Origin of the sequence: Paraburkholderia phytofirmans OLGA172 (assembly GCF_001634365.1) — a bacterium.
Taxonomy (GTDB): domain Bacteria; phylum Pseudomonadota; class Gammaproteobacteria; order Burkholderiales; family Burkholderiaceae; genus Paraburkholderia.
This window is the reverse complement of the sequence record NZ_CP014578.1, coordinates 2,939,002-2,961,878: the sequence shown is the minus strand read 5'-3', so window position 1 is coordinate 2,961,878 and position 22,877 is coordinate 2,939,002. Positions and strand designations below refer to the sequence as shown.

Here is a 22,877-nt window from a genome sequence, read left to right as displayed (position 1 = left end):
CATGGTGGAGAACGACGCAAAACAAGGCACACTGCCGCCGCTGCTTGAACTCGATCGTCTGCATGTGACCTTTGGCGATACGGTCGCGGTGAACGACGTGACGCTCGCGATCCAACGCGGCGAGCGGGTCGCGCTGGTCGGCGAATCGGGCTCGGGCAAGAGCGTGACCGCGCTGTCGATCCTGCGTCTGTTGAGCGACGCGCAGGTCAGCGGGGCGATCCGTTTCGACGGCCAGGATCTGCTCGCCAAAAGCGAGCGCGAGATGCGCGGCATGCGCGGCTCGGACATCGCGATGATCTTCCAGGAGCCGATGACGGCCCTCAATCCGCTCTATACGGTCGGTGACCAGATTGCGGAGACGATCGTCGTGCACGACGGCGTAACGGCGAACGAAGCGCGTAAGCGCGCCGTCGCGTTGCTGGGGCGCACGGGCATCGCCGAGCCCGGCAAGCGTGTGAATAGCTATCCGCATCAGCTCTCGGGCGGTCAGCGGCAGCGCGCGATGATCGCGATGGCGCTCGCGTGCCGCCCGCGCCTGTTGCTGGCCGATGAGCCGACCACGGCGCTCGACGTGACGATCCGCGCGCAGATCGTCGATCTCCTGCTGGAACTGCAACGCGACGAAGCCGAGAAGCGCGGCATGGCTGTGCTGCTGATCACGCACGACCTGAATCTGGTGCGCCATTTCGCGCAACGCATCGCGGTGATGGAGAAGGGCGTACTCGTTGAGAGCGGGCCGGTCGAGCAGGTGTTCGAGTCGCCGCAGCATCCGTACACGCAACGTCTGCTGGAGAGCCGTCCGCAGCGCACGGTGGTCCCGGTGCTGCCGATTTCACCCGTGCTGCTCGAAGCGCGCGATGTCTCAGTCGATTTCAAAACGAAACTGCCGGGCTGGAGCGGCTGGTTTCGCTCGGGGCATTTCCGCGCGGTCGCCGATGCGAGCGTGTCGGTGCGCCAGGGCGAGACGCTGGGGATCGTCGGCGAATCGGGTTCGGGCAAATCGACGCTGGCGATGGCCTTGCTCGGTCTGCAACGCACCGCGCACGGCGAGATCGAGTTTCAGGGCCGGGCGCTCGGCAGCTATCGCGGCGCCGAACAGACCGCCTTACGCTCGAATATGCAAATCGTCTTTCAGGATCCATTTAGTTCGCTTTCGCCGCGCCAGACCATCGAGCGGATTGTCGGCGAAGGGCTCGCGCTGCATCGGCCGCAGATGAGTCTGGAGGCGCGGCGCGACAAGGTGGTGTCGGTCCTGCGCGAAGTCGGTTTGGACCGCACGGTGATGTACCGCTATCCGCATGAGTTCTCCGGCGGTCAGCGTCAGCGGATTGCGATCGCGCGCGCTCTGGTGCTGGAGCCACGCATCCTGATCCTCGACGAACCGACCAGTGCACTCGACGTGTCGATCCAGCAGCAGGTGCTGAAATTGCTTGCCGGGTTGCAACAGAAGTACAACCTCGGCTTCGTTTTCATCAGCCACGATCTGGCCGTGATTGGGGCGATGGCGCATCGTGTCGCGGTTATGCAAAACGGTTCAATCGTCGAAAGCGGGGGCGTTGAGCAGATTTTTGCGACACCGGCGCACCCTTACACCCGAAAGCTGCTGAAAGCAGTGCTTGACGACTGATTTTGTACTCTTTCACCAATTGGGTGCGTGTCTCGATTGTATTTTTCTATTTGTTTTGACACACGAATACTTACTGGCTAGTATCGACCAAACTTTTTTCCGTAGCTCACTGATTTTTAGGCAAAAAATACCGACCAATGCAGCACAGAAACCTAACCCAGGCTTGCACGCGCGTCGTCGCCGGGATGTTCATTGGCGTCTTGATGGCAGCAACTCCCGGCGCGTTCGCCGACGAAGTCAGCAGTTTTAATCAGAATGCCTCATATTCGACCCCTGGCGGGTCGAATTCTTTGTCCGCCCTCAATTCGCAATCGGCCGCTCCCGACAGCGACGGCGGCGCCAAATCGTTCCTGTCCGGCATGGCCGGCAAAGCGGGCGACGTGGTGGTCGGCGCGTTGAACATGATCGGCGTTCGCTATCGTTGGGGTGGTAATACGCCCGATTCGGGGCTCGATTGCAGCGGCTTCGTTCGCTACGTGTTCCAGGACACGCTCGGTATGGCGCTGCCGCGCCGCGCCGAGGAAATGAGCCGCGTCGGCGAGAAGGTGCGCGTCAGCGACCTGAAGCCGGGCGATCTGGTGTTCTTCAACACGATGCGCCGTACGTTCTCGCACGTTGGCATCTACATTGGCGACAACAAGTTCGTGCATTCGCCTTCCACGGGCAGCACGATCCGCGTCGACGATCTGGATAGCGGCTATTGGGAAAAGCGTTTCACAGGTGCACGCCGGATCGAGACGTCCTATCAGGACGGCGAAGATCTGCGCAAGCGCGTGAACGCTTCGATCGGCGGTAATCAGTAACGGATCCAGCCTGCACTGGCCGTTCTGGTGTGAAAAAAGCCTGCTTCGAACGAAGCAGGCTTTTTGCGTTTGGGTGCTTGCCGATATGTCGGCGAATCTTCCGTGCCCCTATCCCAGCCGGTGCCTGTGCCGCATGGGTGACGGCAGCCGGAGCGCGCCGGCCGGTGTAACCGGCGTTACCCCGGCGGGTTAAACCGCAGCGCGGCTTGCGGTTAACTTGCGTTGCAACTCCGGCATCATCTTCGCCACCGCTTCCTCTCCAGCCAGGATCGCTGCGTTGCGCTGCGAGAAATCGCTGCCGCTCATGGCGGCCAGATTCGGCCGGATCACGATGTCGGCGTATTTGTCGAGTTCATAGGCTTTGATCGTCTGGCCCATGATCGTGAAAGTCTGCATCAGCACGTCGAATGAGCTGGCTGTAAGGCCGCTTTCCGGGCGCTGCGAGATGTCCACGGCGATCACGAAATCCGCGCCCATCTTGCGCGCAAACGAGGCGGGCACCGGGCTCACCAGACCGCCGTCCACATATTCGTGGCCGCCGATCTTCACTGGCTCGAAAATCGACGGCACGCTGCACGATGCGCGCACCGCAATGCCGGTGTTGCCGCGCTGGAACAGGATCGGCTGGCCGGTTTTCAGATCGGTGGCGACTACGCCGAGCGGCTTGACCATCTTCTCGATCGGACGGTTGTTGAGGGTCGTATTCAGGTAGTTCTGCAGCGCGACGCCTTGTAGAAAGCCGCGCGTGCGAAACGGCATGGCCCAGTCGCTGATCGACGCTTCGTCCATGGTCAGCGCGAGCTTGTTCAGCGCAAAGCCGTTCATCCCCGAGGCGTACAGCGCACCGACTACCGAACCTGCACTGGTGCCGGCCACGAGGTCGACCTGAATATTGCGCGCCTCCAGTGCCTTGATCACGCCGATGTGCGCGAAGCCGCGTGCTGCGCCGCCGCCTAGCGCGAGCCCGACGCGGACCGGCCGCTGCGGTTTGTCGAGCGGTGGCGTGTCGGCGGTGGGCGTAGCGGTAGCCGCCGCGCTATCGGTCTTGCTGCCGCCGGTCGTGGTGCAGGCGGCCAGCACTGCGGAGGCGGCCGCCAATGAGAAGTTGCGACGGGCGAGGCGAGGGGATGACGGTTTCAACGAGTTCTCCAGCAGCGGCACCGGCGGCGTAGTCGGCGCAACCTGTACCGCGATCAGGCGGATAGTCAAACGGACAGGACCGCCGGCGGCGATTCCATACGCTGTGGTTCTATCTCTACCCGCAGCGCGCGCACATCATAAATCAAAGCTCCGGGCGCGCGTCGGCCCGGTAATGAAACGTTGCAGAGGAAACCTTCGGGCGTCCTGAAGCACGCTTCCTGCGCGTCCTGTGTGCTGGTCCCCGGCCATTCGGACGAGGGCAGGCAACGCGGGTTCGGAAGGTATAATTCGGCTCTTGCATTTATTTCCCTCGTGCCCGTGTAAGGCGTTTTCTGCTGCACGGGCGCGGTCCGCTGCCGCGCTTCACTGGCGATGTCCGCCACGGCGCCGGCGCCTGTCTTCCGAGTAACCGCTAATGACCACCTCCGTTCGTACCCGTTTCGCACCGAGTCCCACCGGCTTCATCCACCTCGGCAACATTCGCTCCGCGCTTTATCCGTGGGCGTTCGCGCGCAAGATGAAAGGGACCTTCGTGCTGCGGATCGAGGACACCGACGTGGAGCGCTCCACCTCCGAATCCGTCGATGCCATTCTCGAAGGCATGGCGTGGCTTGGCCTCGATGTCGACGAAGGCCCGTTCTACCAGATGCAGCGCATGGACCGTTACCGCGAAGTGCTCAGGCAGATGCAGGACGCGGGGCTCGTGTACCCGTGCTACATGTCGACGGAAGAGCTGGACGCGCTGCGCGAGCGTCAGCGCGAGGCCGGCGAAAAGCCGCGCTATGACGGCACGTGGCGCCCGGAACCCGGCAAGGTCCTGCCGGAGCCGCCGGCGGGCGTGCAGCCCGTGCTGCGCTTCCGCAATCCGCTCACCGGTGTAGTCGCATGGGACGACGCCGTGAAGGGCCGCATCGAAATCTCGAACGAAGAACTCGACGACCTCGTGATCGCGCGTCCGGACGGCACGCCGACCTACAACTTCTGCGTGGTGGTCGACGATCTGGACATGCGCATCACCCACGTGATTCGCGGCGACGATCATGTGAACAACACGCCGCGCCAGATCAACATTCTGCGTGCGCTCGGCGGTGAGCCGCCGGTCTATGCACACTTGCCGACCGTGCTGAACGAGCAGGGCGAGAAGATGAGCAAGCGTCATGGCGCGATGAGCGTAATGGGTTATCGCGACGCCGGCTATCTGCCGGAAGCGGTGGTCAACTATCTGGCGCGGCTGGGCTGGTCGCATGGCGACGCGGAAATCTTCACGCGTGAGCAGTTTGTCGAATGGTTCGATCTGGAGCATCTGGGCAAATCGCCGGCTCAGTACGACCACGACAAGCTGAACTGGCTTAACGCTCACTACATCAAGGAAGCGGACAACGCGCGCCTCGCGGAACTCGCCAAGCCGTTCTTCGCCGAGTTGGGTATCGACGAAGCCGCCATCGCGCAAGGCGCCGATCTGACGGCGGTGGTGGGCTTGCTGAAGGACCGCGCGTCGACGGTGAAGGAAATCGCCGAAAACGCCGCGATGTTCTATCGCGTGCCGGCGCCTGCTGCCGAGGCGCTCGCGCAGCACGTCACGGACGTCGTGCGGCCGGCGCTTGCCGATCTGGCTGCCACGCTCAAGACGGCGGAGTGGACCAAGGAAGCAATCGCCGCGGCATTGAAGGCAACGCTCGGCGCGCATAAGCTGAAGATGCCGCAACTGGCCATGCCGGTTCGTCTGCTGGTGGCGGGCACCACGCACACGCCGTCGATCGACAGCGTGCTGATGCTGTTCGGGCGCGACGTCGTCGTCAGCCGTATCGAAAAAGCGTTGGCCTAAGTGCGTTCGCGCTCACCTTGAGAGGGTTTGCATGCGGCTTGCGAAAAAAGTCGCATGCAATTGCTCAAAGGGTATTTACAAAGCGCAAATTGGCCTCTAAAATCTCGTTTCTGTTCTGCAAGGGGGGTATAGCTCAGCTGGGAGAGCGCTTGCATGGCATGCAAGAGGTCAGCGGTTCGATCCCGCTTACCTCCACCATCAGAGCAGAGCAGAGTGAAGTGGTTCCGAAGTCTGGAGCTTGTAGCAAAAAAGACTTCACAAACGGCTGTAACGTAGTTAGAATATCGGTCTTTGCTGCTGACGAAGCGAAATTAGCGAAAGTTAGCAGCAAGATAAAGACAGATCTGAAAAGATTATGTCCCCTTCGTCTAGAGGCCTAGGACATCACCCTTTCACGGTGAGTACAGGGGTTCGAATCCCCTAGGGGACGCCAAACATCAGCGTCGCTTTAGTATTCGATAAGAATGAGTAAAGCAGCGCAGCTTGCAGAGAAATAACCGACGCTCGCAAGCTAGGGTGTAAAGACTGGAGTGGTAGTTCAGTCGGTTAGAATACCGGCCTGTCACGCCGGGGGTCGCGGGTTCGAGTCCCGTCCACTCCGCCAGACAAAGCCCGTTCATACAAACCTGAACGGGCTTTTTCATTAAAGGTGTAAGCAGTACGTTGTCCCCTTCGTCTAGAGGCCTAGGACATCACCCTTTCACGGTGAGTACAGGGGTTCGAATCCCCTAGGGGACGCCAGGACATCGGCGTCGCTCATTGAGCAGAATCAGTGAGCAGTATGAGCGATGCAGTTGGTAAGTGAGCCAGGCTCACAAGCCACGGTGCAAAAATCTGGAGCGGTAGTTCAGTTGGTTAGAATACCGGCCTGTCACGCCGGGGGTCGCGGGTTCGAGTCCCGTCCGCTCCGCCAGATTTTAAGAAGCCCACTTCGAAAGAAGTGGGCTTTTTTTATTTCCGCAGCCGGTCTGCCTGGGTATCGTCCGGGTATGCTCGGGACAAACAGCCATTGCCAGCGCGCGTAGCCTGTTTTACCGTTGACCCGACCCACCTTCGTCGTTCCACCATGTTCGATCCAACCGAAGCTCCGTCACCGTTTCATCTGCGCCGCGCCAGCATGGACGATTTCGAGTTCGCCGAGGCGCTGACTCGCAATAACATGGGGGGCTACTATCACCGGCACCATCTGGTCTGGCGTGGCGATCTCTTTCTCGGTAGCTGGCGCGAGTCGGAAAATTTCATTCTCGAAGTGGACGGCGAGCCGATCGGCGTGCTGCGCATCACGCAAGAAGGCGATTCGCTGCATATCCGCGACGTGCAGATCGCCGAAGGGCATCGGCGGCTCGGCGCCGGCACGTATCTGCTCGACATGTCGCATCAGTGGGCGCGCGAGCGCGGACTGCGCGAGTTGCAGTTGCGCGTGTTCGTCGACAATCCTGCCGCGCGGCTGTATCAGCGCAAGGGGTACAAGCCGACCGGGCCGCGTCTGGCGCAACTCGGGGCGATCCGTCATCTGGCGCGGCGCGTCTGACACTCTGTGGCTCGTGGCTAATGGCTAATGGCTGGTGGCTAGTGGCTAGTGGCTAGTGGCTAGTGGTTACGCGTTACGCCGTCACTTTTGGGCGGTCTCTTCGTCCGCCTCTGTATCATCACGATCCCCGCTCTCCACGCGATGTTCAGCGCCTCGCTCAATAAACGCACGCGGACTTTTGCCGAAGGCCCGCCGGAACATCGCCGAGAACGCACTCTGGCTCTGATATCCCAGTTCTTGCGCGACATGCGAAAGCGGCCGCCCCTGGCTCAATAGCGGAATGGCGCGCGCAAGAATGGCCTGCTGACGCCATTGCGAAAAGCTCACGCCCAACTCCTGACGAAACAGCCGCGCAATCGTGCGCGTACTCGCACCGACACTCGATGCCCATTGTTCGAGCGAGTCGCCGTGCGTCGGGTCCGCGATCACTGCCTCGCACAACGCGCGCAAGCGCTTCTCGTTGGGCATCGGCACGGACAGCGGCAGTGGCTCCGAGCGCGTCAGCTCGTCGAGCGCGAGCGCGCCTAACAGTTGTTCGCGTGTGGCTGAAATGCCGGGCGTATCGAGCGCGGCGATGACTTCGCGCAGCAGGTCCGATACTTCGACCACGCGCGGCGTATCCAGTCCGGCCGGGACGGTGCTTTCGGTAATGTAGAGCGTGCGCAAAAACGCGTCTTCGACCGCGACCACTTCGTGTGTCACATGCGGCGGCACCCAGATCGCACGGGATGGCGGCACCATCCATGTCGTGCCGGTCGTCGCGACCCGCAGCACACCGCGCGACGCATAGGCCACCTGTGCCCACGCGTGCGTGTGTCGCGCGATACGCCAACCCGACGGTATCGGCCGCGAGCGCACGCGGATGGGGTGCGTTGGGGTCGGCTGGAATTCGGGAGGGATGTCAGCGAAGTGAACCTGGCTCGGCTGGACTGAGTCAGCGGACGAATTCATGTTGAAGATCGATCCAAAGGATGGAACTCGAAGAGACGCGAAGCCTGTAAACATGCAACCCATGAGCACGGGGCGCCTAAGCCCCGCGTCTTCGGGCGTGGATCAGGGAAGCGCGACCCAAAGGTGCGGACCTAAAACCACTGCGGGCCTCTCATTGTAGGTGTTACGTCGGAGTCAACGTTGCATAATGTCCCGATTGCACGGATCCCGAGGAGAACCCCATGAGCTTTGCAACCGCTGACTTGTGCGATGCACACGAGGACCAACTGGCGTCGGGCACGCTGCGTGTGCTAGAGCCGGTGTTTCATCTCTTCAGCCGCGCCGAGTCTTTCAGCGGCGAGGTGGTCACGCTAAAGGTGTTCGAAGACAACGCACTCGTGCGCGCCACGCTGGAGGAGAAGGGCGCGGGCCGGGTGCTGGTGGTCGATGGCGGTGGCAGTCTGCGTTGCGCGCTGGTAGGCGGCAACCTCGCGCAAATCGCCGAGCAGAACGGCTGGGCGGGCATCGTGCTGAACGGCTGCGTGCGCGATACGCTTGAACTCAATGAAGTCGATGTTGGCGTGGCGGCGTTGGCGACCTGCCCACGGCGTGGCCAGAAGCGCGGCACGGGCGAGCGCGACGTGCCGGTGCAATTGCCGGGTGCGCTGGTGCGTCCGGGCGAATGGATCTACGCGGATATCGACGGCGTGCTGGTGGCGAGCGCGTCGCTGAAATGAACCCCGACAACAGCCGAGGCAAGCCGAACCCATCATCAAGGAGAGCAAACGACGATGCAGACCGTTTTTGTATACGGCACATTGCGTGCCGGTGAAGTGAACGACCTCAGAGATGCTGCGGTGCGCAACGACGTCGCCGCGCCGAATCTGCTCGGTACGGCCACGGTGCGAGGCCATCTATTCGACTTCGGCTTGTATCCGGGCCTGGTGGTCGACGAAGCGGGCGTGGACGTCACGGGCGACGTCTACGAAATCGACGATGGACTGGTTGCGGTGCTCGACGAGATCGAAGCGGTATATCCCGGTGTCGAAGATCGCTTCCTCGCGCGAGAAGTGATGGTGAAAGTAGACGGTAACGTCGTGAACTGCCGCTTCTATCCGGTCGCGCCCAATGCGGTGAAGGGCCACCCGGAAATCAGGTCAGGCGATTGGGTCGAGTATCGCAGCACGCGCTGAGGGGCGGCATGGCTAGCCCAGGGCGAGCGCACCACGAGCACCTGGCGGAACATAAAGGAAGCGTAACCACCACATAACGAGCTCATCGCGAGAGCAAAAAAACGGCCCGGCAGGCATGCGCCTGTCGGGCCGTCCGGTCGGTCAGCCTTGCGACCCGGGCCGCTCTTTCATCTTGCGTGGCTGGTGAAAGCGGGCCTGGTACGACGTCGTTATTGCTGATGCCCGAGGCGGCTCAGATGCCTCAGATTTCCTCGTACAACGGCAGCGTCAGGAAGTCGGTGAACTGCTCCGACGTCGACATTGCTTCGAAGATTTGTGCAGCGCGGTCGTACGGCTTCGTATCGCCGCCAACGGCCTGCTTCACCTTGTCGAGTTCTTGCGCCGACAACTCGCGCACCATCTCGGCCGTGACCTTGCGGCCGTCTTCGAGCTTGCCCTTCGGCGAGCGAATCCATTGCCACACTTGCGAGCGCGAGATTTCCGCGGTGGCGGCGTCTTCCATCAGGTTGTGAATCGGCACGCAGCCATTGCCCGCGAGCCACGAACCCAGATAGTGAATGCCGACGTTGATGTTGTTGCGCAGACCGCCTTCGGTGATCGGCGCTTCCGGGCGGAAGTCCATCAGGTCGGAGGCGGTGACGAGCACGTCGGCGCGTTGCTTGCCGATCTGATTCGGCTTGTCGCCGAGCACCTTGACGAATTCTTCCATCGCGATCGGCACGAGGCCCGGATGCGCGACCCAGCCGCCGTCGTAACCGTCGCCGGCATCGCGTGCCTTGTCCAAGCGCACACCGCCCATTGCCTTGTCGTTCGCCGCCGGATCGTTCTTGATCGGGATCAGCGCGCTCATACCGCCGATTGCCGGTGCGTTGCGGCGATGGCAGGTCTTCAGCAGCAGCAGCGCGTACGCACGCATGAACGGCGAGGTCATCGTGATCTGCGAGCGGTCGGCGAGACAGAAGTCCTTGTCGCTCTTGAACTTCTTGATCGCCGAGAAGATGTAGTCCCAACGGCCGGCGTTCAGACCCGAGCTGTGTTCGCGCAACTCGTACAGGATCTCGTCCATTTCGAATGCGGCGACGATCGTTTCGATCAGCACGGTCGCGCGAATCGTGCCGCGCGGCACGCCGACGGCTTCCTGGGCGGCGAGGAAAATGTCGTTCCACAGGCGCGCTTCCAGGTGGCTCTCCATCTTCGGCAAATAGAAGTAGGGCGCCGTGCCGCGTGCGATCTGTTCCTTCGCGTTGTGAACCATGAAGAGCGCGAAATCGAAGATGCCACCAGAGACGCGCTTGCCGTCCACCGTCACATGCTTTTCGTCCAGATGCCAGCCGCGCGGACGCACGATCAGTGTGGCGATCTTGTCGTTCAGCTGGTACGACTTGCCGTTCTGTTCGAGCGAAATCGTGCGGCGCACCGCGTCCTTCAGATTGATGTGGCCGGTAATCTGGTTATCCCAGCTCGGCGCATTCGAATCTTCGAAGTCGGTCATGTACGAATCCGCGCCCGAATTCAGCGCGTTGATGATCATCTTGCGCTCGACCGGTCCGGTAATTTCCACGCGGCGGCATTGCAGATCTTGCGGCAGCGGCGCGATCTTCCAGTCGCCTTCGCGCACGCTTTTCGTTTCGGCGAGGAAGTCGGGCCGCTCGCCGGCGTCGAGCCGTTTGGTGCGCTCGGCACGCGCCTGCAACAGCTGCTGACGGCGCGGTTCGAACGTGCGATGCAGCGCGGCGACGAGTTCGAGCGCTTCGCGGGTGAGGATCGCTTCATAGCCCGGCTTGATCTCAGCCGTGATTTCCATGCCCTGCGGCAGCTGCAGCGATGATTGCGATGACAGCGGATTCGCCATGGTTTCTCCTTGGTCGGTCAGATTGCAAAGGTGCAAATGTTGAGATGCGATTGAATTGCGTCGTGGGATCCAGGTGGTGGCTGTCATGCGCCAGGGCTGTGGCGCGTGCGGCTGCCACCTGGATTACCCGTGCTGCCCGTGCCGCTATTGCGGCCGGGCGACGCGAGGGACTTCAGAAAAGCGAGCAGATCGTTCATGCCTCCGCCCGTGCCATGCGGCGTGACGCCCAGCTCTTCGGCTGGTGCGTTTTGCCGGTTAAGCCAGAAAGTCGTGAAGCCGAACCAGCTCGCGCCTGCCACGTCCCAGCCGTTCGACGACACGAAGACGATCTCGCGCGGGTGCGCGTCGAACGCTTGTGTGCCGAGCGAATAGGCCGCGGGCGAGGGTTTGTAGGCGCGCACTGCGTCGACGGATAGAACATGGTCGAACAGGCCCGTCATGCCGGCGCTCTTCACGGCGATGTCGAGCATTTGCGGATTGCCGTTCGAGAGGATGGCAAGACCGGGCCGTGACGCTGCCCCAGCTTTGCTGCTTGCGGGCGCAGGTGCGGACCTGGACGACGCCGACGGCGCGTCGCGCAACTGGCGCAGCGCGGGCACGGCATCGGGAAAAGCGGACAGGCACGCATATTCGTCCATCAAGCGCTTCTCTGCCGCGCGGCCGAGCGTGAGATGCAGCTTCTTGGCGGCAAAGCGCAACGCGTCGAGCGTAATGTCCCAGAACGGCCGGTAATGCGCGCCGGGTTCGCCGGCCGGATCGGCGAGCGTGCGCAACTGCGTGTATTCGATCTGTTTTTGGCGCCACAACTGCGAGAGCGCATTGCCGTGGCCCGGGAACATCTGCTCCGCGGCAGCAATCACCGAATGCACGTCGAAAAGCGTGCCGTACGCGTCGAAAATCACTGCTTTAGGGAAGGGTGTCGTTGTGGCCGACATTGCCGTGCGCTCCTATCAGAGGTCAGGACGAATTGTATTAGTGATGCTCTATGCTAAAAAAGAGGCTAAAGATCACTTGATCTTTTACTTTCATGCACCTAATCTGACGCGCACCGACCACTATCTCCGCGCAGCGCCCCGAGCGGACTTCCGTCGGGGTGCTGCAGCTCCGCAACCATGGACCGTTTCAAGCAGATCGAGACATTCGTTACCGTCGCGGCCAGGGGCAGCCTGTCTGCCGCGGCGCTTGCCGAAGGTGTCGCGCCCGCCATCATCGGCCGCCGCATCGATGCGCTCGAAGAGCGACTGGGCGTCAAATTGCTGGTGCGCACCACGCGCAAGATCACGCTGACCTTCGAAGGCTCGGCGTTTCTCGAGGATTGCCAGCGCGTCATCCACGATATGCAGAACGCCGAGGCCAGCGTGTCGGCGGGGGGCGTGAAGGCGAGCGGCCATTTGCGGCTGTCGGCGCCAGCCGGGTTTGGGCGCCGGCACGTTGCGCCGCTGGTGCCCGCTTTCACCGTCGCGCATCCGGATGTATCGATTACGCTCGACCTGTCCGACCGGCTGGTCGATCTCGTCAACGAGGGGTTCGACTGCGCCGTGCGCCTAGGCGAGCTGCCGGATTCGTCGCTGGTGTCGCTCAAGCTCGGTGAGAACCGCCGCGTATGCGTGGCTTCGCCGTCGTATCTGAGCCGGCGCGGATCGCCGCACACCCTGGCCGATCTCGCGCACCACAACTGCCTCGCGCTCGGCGCGAGCGCCAATCAGCAGCGCGGCTGGATGTTCCAGCAGGGCGACAAGGTCGTGTCGATCAAGGTATCCGGCACGATGGAATGCTCGGACGGCGCCGTGCTGCATGAGTGGTGCCTTGAAGGGTATGGACTCGCATGGCGCTCGTGGTGGGAGGTCGGCACGGATATCGCGGCTGGCCGGCTGGTCAGCGTGCTCGACGAGTTCGCCGCGCCGCCGATCGGCATCCATGCGGTTTTTCCGCAACGCCGGCATTTGCCGCTGCGGGTTCGGCTGTTTCTGGACTTTCTCAAGCATACATACGGCCATCCGGATTACTGGAACTGAGGCTGCCTGAAGGGCACCGAAGGGCAACTCGGGCGCAACTGACGTCACGCGATCTGGCGCAATGTCACCCGGCGCAATTGCGGCGCGGACCCGCGCAGCGGGTTTCCGATATGCGGGCAGACCCGCACGATGGCCTTGACCTCATTTTCTGCGCACTACAATCGATTGAAGCGGCTTCCATGCCGAGCCTCGTGGGACGCTGAGGCCGCGCTGCGCACAGCCGGCGACGGAGGGCATCATGTTCAGGCACATCCTGGTTCCGACCGATGGTTCAGACCTGTCACGCAAGGCGATAGACGGCGCCATCGATCTCGCGCAGGCTGTCGGCGCTCGTGTTACCGCCTACGCCTGTCTGCCGCAATATCCCTACTCGCCGTTCTCCGACGTGGTGATCGAGCCGCCGGTCGAGTTTCTGCAGCGCAGCGAGCGCGAAGCGCACGTGCATCTGCGGGAAGTGGAGCTGGCGGCACGCCGTGTCGGCGTCGCGTTCGACAGCCGCACCAGCGTGCATCCGGCGCCGTATCTCGGCATCATCGAAGCCGCGGAGCAGGGTGGCTGCGACGTGATTTTCATGGCTTCGCATGGGCGGCGCGGTCTTGGCAGTCTGCTGATCGGCAGCGAGACGCAGCGGGTCCTGACGCATACGAAGATTCCAGTGATCGTGTACCGCTGAGGTATCTGCCCGCGATTCGCGTCGAGGGCAGGTACGGCGTAGCAAAAAAAGCGCCGGCGCTGAGGCCGGCGCGTTCCTCCGGTCCCATGCAAGATGGTTGCTGCTGCCATCACTCCCAGATTCCAGCCATCAGGGCTGCCGGCGTATTTCAGCCCTGATGGCTACTCCTCCCTGACGGCGGCCCTCTAACGGGGCCGCTTTTTCGTCTGCCTTGCCGTTCTCGCGATCAGACTTCGATGTGACCGATGTGACCGATGTGACTTAAGCGACCTTCTTGTCGAAGAACTGTTCGTCTTCCGTCGAACCGTGCAGCGCGGTCGTCGACGCGTCGCGCTCGACCGTTTGCGTCACGGCGTCGAAGTAGCCGGTGCCGACTTCGCGCTGGTGCTTGACCGCGGTGAAGCCCTTTTCGGCCGCAGCGAATTCAGCCTGCTGCATTTCGACGAAGGCGGTCATCTGGTTGCGGGCATAGCCGTGCGCCAGGTTGAACATCGAGTAGTTCAGCGCGTGGAAGCCAGCCAGCGTGATGAACTGGAACTTGTAGCCCATCGCGCCGAGTTCGCGCTGGAACTTGGCGATGGTTGCGTCGTCCAGGTTCTTCTTCCAGTTGAACGACGGCGAGCAGTTGTACGACAGCAACTGGTCCGGGAATTCCTTGTGGATCGCGTCGGCGAATTTCTTCGCGAACTCGAGGTCCGGCTTGCCGGTCTCGCACCAGATCATGTCGGCGTACGGCGCGTAGGCGAGGCCACGCGAGATCGCCTGTTCCAGACCCGGCTTCGTACGATAGAAACCTTCCACCGTGCGTTCGCCCGTCAGGAACGGCTTGTCGTTGTCATCCACGTCCGACGTGATCAGGTCGGCGGCTTCCGCGTCGGTGCGCGCCAGCAGCACGGTCGGCGCGCCGGAGACGTCGGCAGCCAGACGCGCTGCGGTCAGCTTGGCGATGTTTTCGCGGGTCGGCACGAGTACCTTGCCGCCCATGTGGCCGCATTTCTTCACCGAAGCGAGTTGGTCTTCGAAGTGCACGCCTGCCGCGCCGGCTTCGATCATCGCCTTCATCAGTTCGAATGCGTTCAGCACGCCGCCGAAACCGGCTTCCGCGTCGGCCACGATCGGTGCGAAGTAGTCGATATAGCCTTCGTCGCCGGGGTTCTTACCTTCCGACCATTGGATCTGGTCGGCACGCGTCAGCGTGTTGTTGATACGTTTCACGACGAGCGGCACCGAGTTCGCCGGGTATAGCGACTGGTCCGGGTACATTTCGCCGGCCACGTTCGCATCGCCCGCCACTTGCCAGCCCGACAGGTAGATGGCCTTCAGGCCGGCCTTGACCTGCTGCATCGCCTGGTTGCCGGTCAACGCGCCGAGCGAGTTCACGAACGGCTCGTTGTTGACGCTTTCCCACAGCTTTTCCGCGCCGCGCTTGGCAAGCGTGTGCTCCACTTGCAGCGAGCCGCGCAGACGGATCACGTCTTCAGCGGTGTACGTACGCTTCACGCCTTTCCAGCGCGGATCGGTTTCCCATTGCTGTTGAAGTTGCCTGGCTTGTTGTTCGCGCGACATGGTGTGCTCCTTGGTTGCCTGTAATGGACGGGTGACTCTGTCGACCACTTACTCTGATCCTATGCACGAAACTTGCGGTCTTCGCCGAAGCGCTTGGCCCGTTGAGGCGTTTCGTTTCGTGAAGTCTTATATAAGAGTCTAGGCAAGCCGGCCGTCGCACAATAGCTACCGATGAGTGTTTTTTAAATATTTATTTTCGTTAAAAATCAATTAATTACGTCATACGTTTCGCATTAAGAAACGTCTTTTCCCATCTTGCAATAGAGTGTCTTGTGCCGTGCAGCACGATTTTTTACGACGCAAAAAAATTTTCCACATCGTGAAATGTGGGCGATCAACAAAGTACGGGCGAAAAAAAACCGGCGCATGAGCACCGGTTTCTTTCGACTGACGGGCGGCGCGGGGCCGTCCGGGTCTTTTCAGGCCGCCTTACGTACTGAACGAGCTACGTAAATAGCGCTTGCCTGTGAGCAGTTGAGTCGCTGCTTAGCTGCCGCGACGCGCCGTACGCGGACCGTCGCTGCGGCGTGCGCCGTAGCCACCGTCGCGCGAACCGCCGCCGAAGCCGCCTTCACGCGAACCGCCGCCGGCCGACTTGCCTGCCCAGCCGCCGCCATTGCCGCTACCGCTGCGCGAACCACCGCCGTTACCAGCCGGCTTGCCAGCGCCGCTGCCGCTGCCGAAACGACGGCCACCGCCATTGCCACCGCCCGGACGGCCACGGCCGCCAAAGCCAGGACGGCCATTGCCCGACGGAGCCGACTTGCGCGGCTCGAAGCCTTCGACGACGTTGACCGGCAGCGGGGTGCGCACGAAACGCTCGATGCGCTTGAGCGCGCCCTGTTCCGCGTGGTGCACGAGGCTCACTGCGATACCCGAGCGGCCAGCACGGCCAGTGCGGCCGATACGGTGCACGTAGTCTTCAGCGAACTTCGGCAGGTCGTAGTTGAATACGTGCGTGATGCCCGGGATGTCGATACCGCGGGCGGCGACGTCCGTTGCCACCAGCACGCGCACGCGGCGCTCGCGCAGGGCGCGGATCGTGCGATTACGTGCGCCCTGCGGCAGATCGCCGTGCAGAGCAGCCGATTCGAAACCGGCGTCGGCCAGACGGCCAGCCAGTTGGTCAGCGTCCATCTTGGTTGCCGTGAAGACGATAGCCTGGTCGAGGCCTTCGTCACGCAGCAGATGGTCGAGCAGACGATCCTTGTGATCGCGGTCGTCAACGTAGTGGACGGTTTGCGCGATGTTGGTACGTTGTTCGAGGCGTTGAACGATCTCGATGCGTTCCGGATCCTTCAGCAGGCGGCCGGTCAGCGAACCGATCTTGCCGTCGAGCGTGGCCGAGAACAGCATGGTTTGACGCGTAGCCGGCGTAGCGGCAACGATCGTGTCGATGTCTTCGATGAAGCCCATGTCGAGCATGCGGTCGGCTTCGTCGAGTACGAGGATCTGCAGTTGCGACAGATCGATACGGCCGCGTTCCAGGTGGTCGATCAAACGGCCCGGCGTAGCAACCAGGATTTCCGGGTTCTTTGCCAGCAGCATCAGTTGTTGACCGTAAGCGACGCCGCCCAGAATGCTGACGGTGCGCAGACGCTTGAGGTGCTTGCCGTACGTGGCAGCGGCGGTGGTGACCTGCATCGCGAGTTCGCGGGTCGGCGTCAGAACCAGCATGGTCGGACGGGCAACCGGTTGCGGACGGCGCGTGCGGGCGCCGTCAGCCGGACGCGGCTCACGCGGCTGGCTGGCTTGCGCCTTTTGCAGTTGCGAAAAACGCTCGATGGCGGGCAGCATGAACGCGGCGGTCTTGCCCGAACCAGTCGGGCTCGAGACCATCAGATCGCGGCCGGCGATGCCAGCGGGGATTGCGCGTTGCTGAACCGGAGTCGGGTTTTGATAACCAGCGGCGGTCAGGGCGGAGACGACATCCGCGGAGAGACCGAGCGACGCGAACGACGGGCCGGTCGGCGCTGCGGCTTCTGCGGCGACAGCTTCCGGAGCAGCAGCAACGGCTGCGGCTTGAGCGGGAGCGTCGGCGAAACCGAGAGCTTGATCGGCGATGGCGTTCAACGGGCTGCTGGGGGTATTGCTCGAAGTCATGAGAATCCTTGGTAAATCCTTGGTACACACGGAATTAAAACGTCGGCGCCAATCGGCATACCCAAGTCGTCGGATTCAGCGAGCAAAGAAGCAGCGAGCAAATCGAAAAACGGGGGCAGCTCGCGACAATGAAGGCGAGCTTTTCGTTAGAAGCTGTATCGGATGCGACATGCCAACACGGCGTGCCGCCAGCCTGGGACATGATCGCCCGTAGGGGGCTAGGCAGGAGGGGACAGGTTCTAAACTGGATTGGAGCTAAACGCTACGAGGCGCTGCGCCGCAAAGGCCGCTAGAGGAAAGCCGGGCAAAGCAGTGAAGCGCAGGCAGCATTGTATAGGGTTTTGTTGCACTGCGCCACCGTTAAGAAGTTTCCTAGTGGAAAAGTTTCGTTTGGCGGCCCGAATGGGCTTAAGGAGCCTGCTCACTGCGTCTGCCCAAGAACCTGCCCGCAGGGCTGCCTGAAGAGGCGTGCCCACGGGCCGCCTTAGGAACCACCATAAGCGGCTTTCCTTGGCGTGGTCATTCCGGGGCGGCCGCAGCCTGCCGTTCCGACGGCGGATTTCGCCGCAGGGGCAGATTCAGGCGGCGGTGCCGCTCTTGAGGGCCTCGATCAGTTCGACGTATTGCTGCTTCGCGGCGTCCTGAGCGGTGCCCTTGAGCGTGGCCCACGCATCGTACTTGTATTTGCCGACGATATCGGTGAAGCCTGGTTTGTCGCCATGGACGTCGCCGTCGGTGGCCTGCTTGAAGAGGGCGTAAAGTCGAAGAAGGGTAAGGTTGCCCGGACGCTCGGGCAGTTGCCTGGCATCTTCCTGGGCCTGGACGAATTGCGCGTTGATGTCTGTCATTGTGGTTTTGCCTGGCTGGCGGGATGGTTTTGGCTGGGCCGATGATCATAACAACTGCATGCTGCCGCGGGGCCGAGGGCTTATTCCAAACACCCGTGCCCGCCGGGAGGGCAAACCCAAAACCAAGTCCGCACGCGCCGTGCCGATTACAATACGGTCCATGACTCAAACTGTGCTTCTTGCCCTCGATACCTCGACCGAATTCTGCTCGGTCGCGCTCCTGTCCGCCGTTGGCGGCGCGGTGAGCCAGACAGTGGACCCAAGCCGTGCCGAACCCCGGATCTGGGTGCGTCACGAGCAAACCGGTGCGGTCTCCAGCACGCGTCTCTTGCCCGCCATTCGCGAACTTTTCGACGAAGCCGGTCTGAAACTGGCGGATTGCCACGCTATCGCCTTCGGCTCCGGCCCCGGCTCATTCACTGGTCTTCGCACTGCGACGGGCGTTGCTCAAGGCCTCGCGTTCGGCCTGAACCTGCCGGTCGTGCCGGTTAGCACGCTGCTGGCCTGCGCGGAAAGCGCACGGCTGCGCGATCCGTCGGCGACCCGCGTGCTCGCCGCGCTCGATGCCCGGATGGACGAAATCTATTGGGCCGACTACGCGTGGGATGCAGCCCTGGGCGAATGGCGCACGCTTCAGCCGGCTTCGCTCGACGCGCCGGAACAGCTCGTTTTGCCCGACGTCCCCTTCACGCTGGCAGGCAATGCTGCTGCCGCCTTCGGCGCGCGGCTGCCCGCCGCCGCGGCCGCGCGAATCGTCGACGGCGAAGCGCTGCCGCATGCGGTGCCGCTTGCGCACGCCGCGCTGCGCGCGTTTCGCGCCGGCCGCACCGTGCCCGCCGACCAGGCCGCACCGGAATACATTCGCGACAAGGTCGCTCAGACCACGGCGGAGCGGGCAGCCGAAAAAGCTGACAAAGTCGCCAAGGCCGAGCAGGCTGCCGCCAGGTTGGCGCACGACGCGCATCAAGGCGAGGGCCGGCAATGAGCGGCGTGTTGCTGGCGGACCGCTATATGTCGCCGATGACCGAAGCCGATCTGGACGAGGTCGCGGCCATCGAAAAGATCGCCTACGAATTCCCCTGGAGCCGCGGCAATTTCGGCGATTCGCTGCGCAACGGCTATTTCGGCATCTGCATGCGTCACGTAACCGGCGCGCTGATCGGCTATTGCGTGCTGATGCCGGTGGTCGATGAAATGCATCTGCTCAATTTGTGCGTGACACCTGCCGCGCAAGGCGCCGGCGCCGGGCTCGCGCTGCTGCGCGAAGCGGTGCGCATAACGCGCGCCGAGAAACTCGAAGGCCTGCTGCTCGAAGTGCGGCCGTCGAATCATCGGGCTATCCGGCTTTACGAGCGCTTCGGCTTTGCGTCGATTGGCCGGCGCAAAAACTATTATCCGGCGCGGCATCGCAGCCGGGAGGACGCCATCGTGATGCGTTTCTCGTTTGCCACGGAGGGCGCAGATGGCGCTGCATGAATCGGTACTGGAAGAGTTCGGACTGGCGCCGCTGTGGGTGCGTCGAGGCATGTCGGTGGCTCAGGAGAGCGCAGTCGATACCGGCGTCGAGCAGGGCGCTGGTGCGTTAGCGGATCAGGCGGTGCGTCGCGACGATCTGCGTGTGACGGCGCGTGAAGCATCATCGGCCGAGCTTGCGCAGGATAGTCAGCAGGCGGCGCCCGTGACCGGCACGCCGCGGCCCGCGACGCGTGCGGGCGAAGCGCAGCAAGCTGATGCCGCGCGAGCGCAGGGCGAGCGTCGCGCGCCGCCAGCAGCGCAGGAGCAGGCGCGGATGCAGGTACCGGCCGATGCACGGCAGGCATCGGAGGCATCGCAGGAATCGCAGGAATCGCAGGAATCGCAGGAATCGCAGGAATCGCGGGAATCGCGGGAATCGCGGCCATCGCCGCAGTCGCCGCAGTCGCCGCAGTCGCCGCCGTCGCCGCAGTCGCGAGCCTCTGAGCCACCGGCATTCGACATTCCGCCCGATGACGATTTCGCATGGTTCGACGATCAGCCGGTCCACGCTCCCGCTGAAGCGCGCCGCGAGGCGCCCGAGCCCTCTTTGATCCAGACACTCGACTGGGACGCGTTGAGCGAACAGGTCGCGACTTGCGAACGCTGCCGACTGTGCGAGAAACGCACGAACACGGTTTTCGGCGTCGGCGATCGCCATGCCGACTGGATGCTGATCGGCGAAGCGCCGGGCGAGAACGAAGACCGCCTGGGTGAACCGTTCGTGGGCCAGGCCGGCAAGCTGCTCGACAATATGCTCCGTTCGCTGACGCTCGCGCGCGACAGCAACGTCTATATCGCCAACGTGATCAAGTGCCGCCCGCCGGGCAACCGCAATCCCGAACCGGACGAAGTCGCGCGTTGCGAGCCTTATCTGCAACGCCAGGTCGCGCTGGTCAAGCCGAAGCTGATCGTCGCGTTGGGCCGCTTCGCCGCGCAAAGTCTGCTGAAAACCGATGCGAGCATTTCGTCGCTGCGCGGCCGTGTGCACGAATACGAAGGAGTGCCGGTCATCGTCACCTATCACCCGGCATATCTGTTGCGCAGCCTGCCCGACAAGGCGAAGGCCTGGGCAGACCTGTGCCTCGCGCGCGATACGTGGCTTGCGGCGGGCGGCGTGCCGTCCCACGCGGCAAAGTGACGGACGCGAGCGGGCCGGCGGCGCGCCTCGCCGTCGCGCCCGGCCTGTCCGCTGCGTTTCTCGGGAAGCTGCTCGACACATTGCGCGAACCCGCAGTACGCGATCTCGCATGGTTGCTGCTGAGCGCCGATTTGTTGCGCGCGCAACCACCGGTGGGTGTGCTCGCCAGTCCTTTCGACTCGCCGCGGGAAGCGGATGCAACCGTCGACTGGTTACGCGCGCTGGACGCCGATCCGGCCGACTTGCAGCGCGATCTTGCCGCAACGCGTATTACGCGTCTTGGCCGCTACGCCGAATGGCTGCTCGGATGGTTCCTGCAGCATGGACCGGCGGCGTGGCTGGTCGCGGCCGGCGTGCCATTGCGGCGCGAAGGCGTCACGCTCGGTGAATGCGATTTTCTGGTGCAAACGCGGCAGGGCGCACGGCTGCACTGGGAGTTGGCGGTGAAGTGCTATCTGCATGCCGGCGAAAGCCGAACGCAGTCGGCGGCGCGATTAGCAGACTACGTTGGCCCGAATCTGAAAGACCGCTTCGATCTGAAGCTCGCGCATGTGCTGAATCATCAACTGCCGTTGAGCGCGCGTGAAGAGTTCGCCTCGGTCGGCTATGCAGGGCCATGGACGCCGCAGATGTTTATCAAGGGCTGGCTGTTCTATCGTGCGGGCGAAACACCTGCCGATCCTGTCGAACTCGATCCGTCGCACGGACGTGGCTGGTGGGTCACGCACAACGATTGGCCGGACTTTGCCGCGGCGCATGCGCAGACGTGGCGCGTGCTGCCGCGCCTGGAATGGCTTGCGCCGAGACGGCACGAGTCAGACGCGGCGGGTACGCGGGGTGAGGTGGACGGCGTGGGATCCGCCTTTGTCGATGCCCGCACGCTCGCTGGGCAAACCTCACATCTGCACGGACCGACGATGGTCGCGGCGTTCGTCGATGACGGCGCAGGTAACCGCATCGAACGCTCGCGTGGCTTTATCGTGCCCAACGAATGGCCTGAGCTGGCGCAGGCCTACGCGCGGCAACCGCTGGGGCCGCAGGAGCAATAAGCGGGACGCAAGCAATAGCGGCATAGAGCCGTGCAACGCAGCGGCTAGTGCCTCCGCGATGCCGAAGCTCTTTGGGCCTCTCGCCACCACCGATAAAAACGACGCCAAAGCTCTTTTGCCTCTCGCCACCACCGATAAAAACGATGCCGAAGCTCTTTTGGCCTCTCACCACCGCCGATAAAAACGATGCCGAAGCTCTTTTGACTTCTCACCACCGCCGATAAAAACGACGCCGAAGCTCTTTCGGCCTCTCACCACCACCGATAAAAATGATGCACCGGCCCCACGCCGCTGCCGACGTCGAGCCGATCGCTCGCCTGCAACGCGCCGGTCAGATACAGCTTGGCGTCGGCGACCGCGCTCGCCAGATCGGCGCGCTGCGGAATCAATGCCGCAATTGCCGACGACAGCGTGCAGCCCGTCCCATGCGTATTCTTCACCGGCACGCGCGGGCCGGAGAGGCGCAGCGTGCCGCTATCCTGGACGAGCCAGTCGGGACTGTCCACCGCGCTCAGATGACCACCCTTCATGAGCACCGCCCGCGCGCCAAGCGCACGCAGCGCTTCACCCTGTTCGACCATGCCGGCTTCATCGGTGGCAGCTTGCACGCCTAGCAAAGCGGCGGCTTCCGGCAGATTGGGCGTCAGCAGATCGGCCAGCGGCAGCAACTCGTCACGCACGGCCGCAACCGCATCCGGCAGCAGCAGCGCGTGATTGCTCTTCGAGATCATCACCGTGTCGAGCACGACGTGCTTCGGCTTGTGCCGTCGCAGCGCGTCGGCGACCGCGCGCGCGATCGGCGCATTCGCCAGCATGCCGATTTTCACGGCATCGATACGGATGTCGTCGAACACCGCATCGAGTTGCGCGGTAACGAAGGCGGGCTCCGGCGCATGAATCGCCGTGACGCCGCGCGTATTCTGCGCGGTGAGCGCGGTGATCACGCTCGCGCCATAGGCGCCGAGCGCCGAGAAAGCCTTCAGATCGGCCTGAATGCCGGCACCGCCGCCGGAATCGGAACCGGCGATTGTCAGCACATTGGGAATGGGTTGAGTCATGGCAAAGCGAG

At 62.9% G+C, this 22,877-nt stretch carries 20 protein-coding genes and 5 tRNA genes; 17 read left to right on the top strand and 8 right to left on the bottom strand.

Annotated elements, in window-relative coordinates; translation table 11 throughout:
* The first annotated feature begins 1 nt into the window (after nucleotide 1).
* Both AYM40_RS12960 and AYM40_RS12955 read left to right on the top strand, forming a co-directional pair.
* On the top strand, nucleotides 2–1,627 hold the full coding sequence (locus AYM40_RS12960; protein ID WP_063496573.1) for an ABC transporter ATP-binding protein: 1,626 nt from the start codon (nucleotides 2–4) through the stop codon (nucleotides 1,625–1,627).
* A 137-nt stretch (nucleotides 1,628–1,764) separates the two neighbouring features.
* Nucleotides 1,765–2,430, top strand: coding sequence for a C40 family peptidase (locus AYM40_RS12955; protein ID WP_063496572.1), 666 nt, complete (start codon nucleotides 1,765–1,767; stop codon nucleotides 2,428–2,430).
* Nucleotides 2,431–2,619: 189 nt separating this feature from the next.
* Here the strand turns inward: AYM40_RS12955 and AYM40_RS12950 are convergent, their stop codons facing one another.
* Nucleotides 2,620–3,570 (bottom strand): patatin-like phospholipase family protein, encoded by a 951-nt coding sequence (locus AYM40_RS12950; RefSeq protein WP_063497989.1) that lies wholly within the window; start codon nucleotides 3,568–3,570, stop codon nucleotides 2,620–2,622.
* Between the two features lie 415 nt (nucleotides 3,571–3,985).
* Here AYM40_RS12950 and gltX point away from each other — a divergent pair, with 415 nt between their 5' ends.
* The 7 genes from gltX to AYM40_RS12915 all read left to right on the top strand — a co-directional run bounded on the left by gltX (nucleotide 3,986) and on the right by AYM40_RS12915 (nucleotide 6,926).
* The gene (gene gltX, locus AYM40_RS12945; protein ID WP_063496571.1) at nucleotides 3,986–5,395 is read left to right on the top strand and encodes a glutamate--tRNA ligase; all 1,410 of its coding nucleotides are present in this window, start codon (nucleotides 3,986–3,988) and stop codon (nucleotides 5,393–5,395) included.
* A 122-nt stretch (nucleotides 5,396–5,517) separates the two neighbouring features.
* Nucleotides 5,518–5,593, top strand: a tRNA-Ala gene (locus AYM40_RS12940).
* Nucleotides 5,594–5,752: 159 nt separating this feature from the next.
* A tRNA-Glu gene (locus tag AYM40_RS12935) sits at nucleotides 5,753–5,828 on the top strand.
* 94 nt (nucleotides 5,829–5,922) lie between these two features.
* Nucleotides 5,923–5,999, top strand: a tRNA-Asp gene (locus AYM40_RS12930).
* Nucleotides 6,000–6,060: 61 nt separating this feature from the next.
* Nucleotides 6,061–6,136 (top strand) — tRNA-Glu (locus tag AYM40_RS12925).
* Nucleotides 6,137–6,231: 95 nt separating this feature from the next.
* Nucleotides 6,232–6,308 (top strand) — tRNA-Asp (locus tag AYM40_RS12920).
* Between the two features lie 153 nt (nucleotides 6,309–6,461).
* Nucleotides 6,462–6,926 (top strand): GNAT family N-acetyltransferase, encoded by a 465-nt coding sequence (locus tag AYM40_RS12915; protein WP_063496570.1) that lies wholly within the window; start codon nucleotides 6,462–6,464, stop codon nucleotides 6,924–6,926.
* 81 nt (nucleotides 6,927–7,007) lie between these two features.
* Here AYM40_RS12915 and AYM40_RS12910 read toward each other — a convergent pair whose 3' ends face one another.
* Nucleotides 7,008–7,877 carry an AraC family transcriptional regulator gene (locus AYM40_RS12910; protein ID WP_063496569.1) on the bottom strand — a complete coding sequence of 290 codons (870 nt, stop codon included), beginning with the start codon at nucleotides 7,875–7,877 and terminating at the stop codon, nucleotides 7,008–7,010.
* A 221-nt stretch (nucleotides 7,878–8,098) separates the two neighbouring features.
* On the opposite strand from AYM40_RS12910, the gene rraA reads away from it, so the two are divergent.
* Nucleotides 8,099–8,593, top strand: coding sequence for a ribonuclease E activity regulator RraA (rraA, locus tag AYM40_RS12905; protein ID WP_063496568.1), 495 nt, complete (start codon nucleotides 8,099–8,101; stop codon nucleotides 8,591–8,593).
* A gap of 54 nt (nucleotides 8,594–8,647) precedes the next feature.
* A complete protein-coding gene (locus AYM40_RS12900; protein WP_063496567.1) occupies nucleotides 8,648–9,049 on the top strand; it encodes a gamma-glutamylcyclotransferase family protein in 402 nt (133 codons plus the stop codon).
* Nucleotides 9,050–9,290: 241 nt separating this feature from the next.
* On the opposite strand, the gene aceB is transcribed toward AYM40_RS12900, so the two are convergent.
* Together aceB and AYM40_RS12890 are read right to left on the bottom strand one after the other, a co-directional pair.
* Nucleotides 9,291–10,901 carry a malate synthase A gene (gene aceB, locus AYM40_RS12895; protein ID WP_063496566.1) on the bottom strand — a complete coding sequence of 537 codons (1,611 nt, stop codon included), beginning with the start codon at nucleotides 10,899–10,901 and terminating at the stop codon, nucleotides 9,291–9,293.
* An 83-nt stretch (nucleotides 10,902–10,984) separates the two neighbouring features.
* Complete coding sequence (locus AYM40_RS12890; protein WP_063496565.1) at nucleotides 10,985–11,836, bottom strand: (S)-2-haloacid dehalogenase; 852 nt, start codon at nucleotides 11,834–11,836, stop codon at nucleotides 10,985–10,987.
* Between the two features lie 177 nt (nucleotides 11,837–12,013).
* On the opposite strand from AYM40_RS12890, the gene AYM40_RS12885 reads away from it, so the two are divergent.
* Together AYM40_RS12885 and AYM40_RS12880 are read left to right on the top strand one after the other, a co-directional pair.
* Nucleotides 12,014–12,916, top strand: coding sequence for a LysR family transcriptional regulator (locus AYM40_RS12885; RefSeq protein ID WP_063496564.1), 903 nt, complete (start codon nucleotides 12,014–12,016; stop codon nucleotides 12,914–12,916).
* Between the two features lie 238 nt (nucleotides 12,917–13,154).
* A complete protein-coding gene (locus AYM40_RS12880) occupies nucleotides 13,155–13,589 on the top strand; it encodes a universal stress protein (protein WP_063496563.1) in 435 nt (144 codons plus the stop codon).
* Between the two features lie 261 nt (nucleotides 13,590–13,850).
* Here AYM40_RS12880 and aceA read toward each other — a convergent pair whose 3' ends face one another.
* The 3 genes from aceA to AYM40_RS12865 all read right to left on the bottom strand — a co-directional run bounded on the left by aceA (nucleotide 13,851) and on the right by AYM40_RS12865 (nucleotide 18,106).
* Nucleotides 13,851–15,155 (bottom strand): isocitrate lyase, encoded by a 1,305-nt coding sequence (gene aceA / locus AYM40_RS12875; RefSeq protein WP_063496562.1) that lies wholly within the window; start codon nucleotides 15,153–15,155, stop codon nucleotides 13,851–13,853.
* A 486-nt stretch (nucleotides 15,156–15,641) separates the two neighbouring features.
* Nucleotides 15,642–17,258 (bottom strand): DEAD/DEAH box helicase, encoded by a 1,617-nt coding sequence (locus AYM40_RS12870; RefSeq protein ID WP_063496561.1) that lies wholly within the window; start codon nucleotides 17,256–17,258, stop codon nucleotides 15,642–15,644.
* 578 nt (nucleotides 17,259–17,836) lie between these two features.
* Nucleotides 17,837–18,106 (bottom strand): acyl-CoA-binding protein, encoded by a 270-nt coding sequence (locus AYM40_RS12865; protein WP_063496560.1) that lies wholly within the window; start codon nucleotides 18,104–18,106, stop codon nucleotides 17,837–17,839.
* Nucleotides 18,107–18,266: 160 nt separating this feature from the next.
* Between AYM40_RS12865 and tsaB the strand changes: the two genes are divergently transcribed.
* Genes tsaB through AYM40_RS12845 form a run of 4 tightly spaced genes read left to right on the top strand, consistent with a single transcriptional unit; the run spans nucleotide 18,267 to nucleotide 21,808 of the window.
* A complete protein-coding gene (gene tsaB / locus AYM40_RS12860; RefSeq protein WP_063496559.1) occupies nucleotides 18,267–19,091 on the top strand; it encodes a tRNA (adenosine(37)-N6)-threonylcarbamoyltransferase complex dimerization subunit type 1 TsaB in 825 nt (274 codons plus the stop codon).
* Nucleotides 19,088–19,582 (top strand): ribosomal protein S18-alanine N-acetyltransferase, encoded by a 495-nt coding sequence (gene rimI / locus AYM40_RS12855; protein WP_063496558.1) that lies wholly within the window; start codon nucleotides 19,088–19,090, stop codon nucleotides 19,580–19,582. Before tsaB ends, rimI begins: the two co-directional genes overlap by 4 nt.
* Nucleotides 19,569–20,759 (top strand): uracil-DNA glycosylase, encoded by a 1,191-nt coding sequence (locus tag AYM40_RS12850; RefSeq protein WP_063496557.1) that lies wholly within the window; start codon nucleotides 19,569–19,571, stop codon nucleotides 20,757–20,759. The genes rimI and AYM40_RS12850 overlap by 14 nt, the downstream gene beginning before the upstream one ends.
* Nucleotides 20,756–21,808, top strand: coding sequence for a DUF1853 family protein (locus AYM40_RS12845; RefSeq protein WP_063496556.1), 1,053 nt, complete (start codon nucleotides 20,756–20,758; stop codon nucleotides 21,806–21,808). The genes AYM40_RS12850 and AYM40_RS12845 overlap by 4 nt, the downstream gene beginning before the upstream one ends.
* 251 nt (nucleotides 21,809–22,059) lie before the next feature.
* On the opposite strand, the gene thiD is transcribed toward AYM40_RS12845, so the two are convergent.
* A complete protein-coding gene (gene thiD / locus AYM40_RS12840) occupies nucleotides 22,060–22,866 on the bottom strand; it encodes a bifunctional hydroxymethylpyrimidine kinase/phosphomethylpyrimidine kinase (RefSeq protein ID WP_063496555.1) in 807 nt (268 codons plus the stop codon).
* Nucleotides 22,867–22,877: the final 11 nt, after the last annotated feature.

Coding starts and splice junctions, on each gene's coding strand:
- AYM40_RS12960 (WP_063496573.1), top strand. CDS start 2: ATGGTGGAGAACGACGCAAAACAAGGCACACTGCCGCCGCTGCTTGAA.
- AYM40_RS12955 (WP_063496572.1), top strand. CDS start 1,765: ATGCAGCACAGAAACCTAACCCAGGCTTGCACGCGCGTCGTCGCCGGG.
- gltX (WP_063496571.1), top strand. CDS start 3,986: ATGACCACCTCCGTTCGTACCCGTTTCGCACCGAGTCCCACCGGCTTC.
- AYM40_RS12915 (WP_063496570.1), top strand. CDS start 6,462: ATGTTCGATCCAACCGAAGCTCCGTCACCGTTTCATCTGCGCCGCGCC.
- AYM40_RS12910 (WP_063496569.1), bottom strand. CDS start 7,877: ATGAATTCGTCCGCTGACTCAGTCCAGCCGAGCCAGGTTCACTTCGCT.
- rraA (WP_063496568.1), top strand. CDS start 8,099: ATGAGCTTTGCAACCGCTGACTTGTGCGATGCACACGAGGACCAACTG.
- AYM40_RS12900 (WP_063496567.1), top strand. CDS start 8,648: ATGCAGACCGTTTTTGTATACGGCACATTGCGTGCCGGTGAAGTGAAC.
- aceB (WP_063496566.1), bottom strand. CDS start 10,901: ATGGCGAATCCGCTGTCATCGCAATCATCGCTGCAGCTGCCGCAGGGC.
- AYM40_RS12890 (WP_063496565.1), bottom strand. CDS start 11,836: ATGTCGGCCACAACGACACCCTTCCCTAAAGCAGTGATTTTCGACGCG.
- AYM40_RS12885 (WP_063496564.1), top strand. CDS start 12,014: ATGGACCGTTTCAAGCAGATCGAGACATTCGTTACCGTCGCGGCCAGG.
- AYM40_RS12880 (WP_063496563.1), top strand. CDS start 13,155: ATGTTCAGGCACATCCTGGTTCCGACCGATGGTTCAGACCTGTCACGC.
- aceA (WP_063496562.1), bottom strand. CDS start 15,155: ATGTCGCGCGAACAACAAGCCAGGCAACTTCAACAGCAATGGGAAACC.
- AYM40_RS12870 (WP_063496561.1), bottom strand. CDS start 17,258: ATGACTTCGAGCAATACCCCCAGCAGCCCGTTGAACGCCATCGCCGAT.
- AYM40_RS12865 (WP_063496560.1), bottom strand. CDS start 18,106: ATGACAGACATCAACGCGCAATTCGTCCAGGCCCAGGAAGATGCCAGG.
- tsaB (WP_063496559.1), top strand. CDS start 18,267: ATGACTCAAACTGTGCTTCTTGCCCTCGATACCTCGACCGAATTCTGC.
- rimI (WP_063496558.1), top strand. CDS start 19,088: ATGAGCGGCGTGTTGCTGGCGGACCGCTATATGTCGCCGATGACCGAA.
- AYM40_RS12850 (WP_063496557.1), top strand. CDS start 19,569: ATGGCGCTGCATGAATCGGTACTGGAAGAGTTCGGACTGGCGCCGCTG.
- thiD (WP_063496555.1), bottom strand. CDS start 22,866: ATGACTCAACCCATTCCCAATGTGCTGACAATCGCCGGTTCCGATTCC.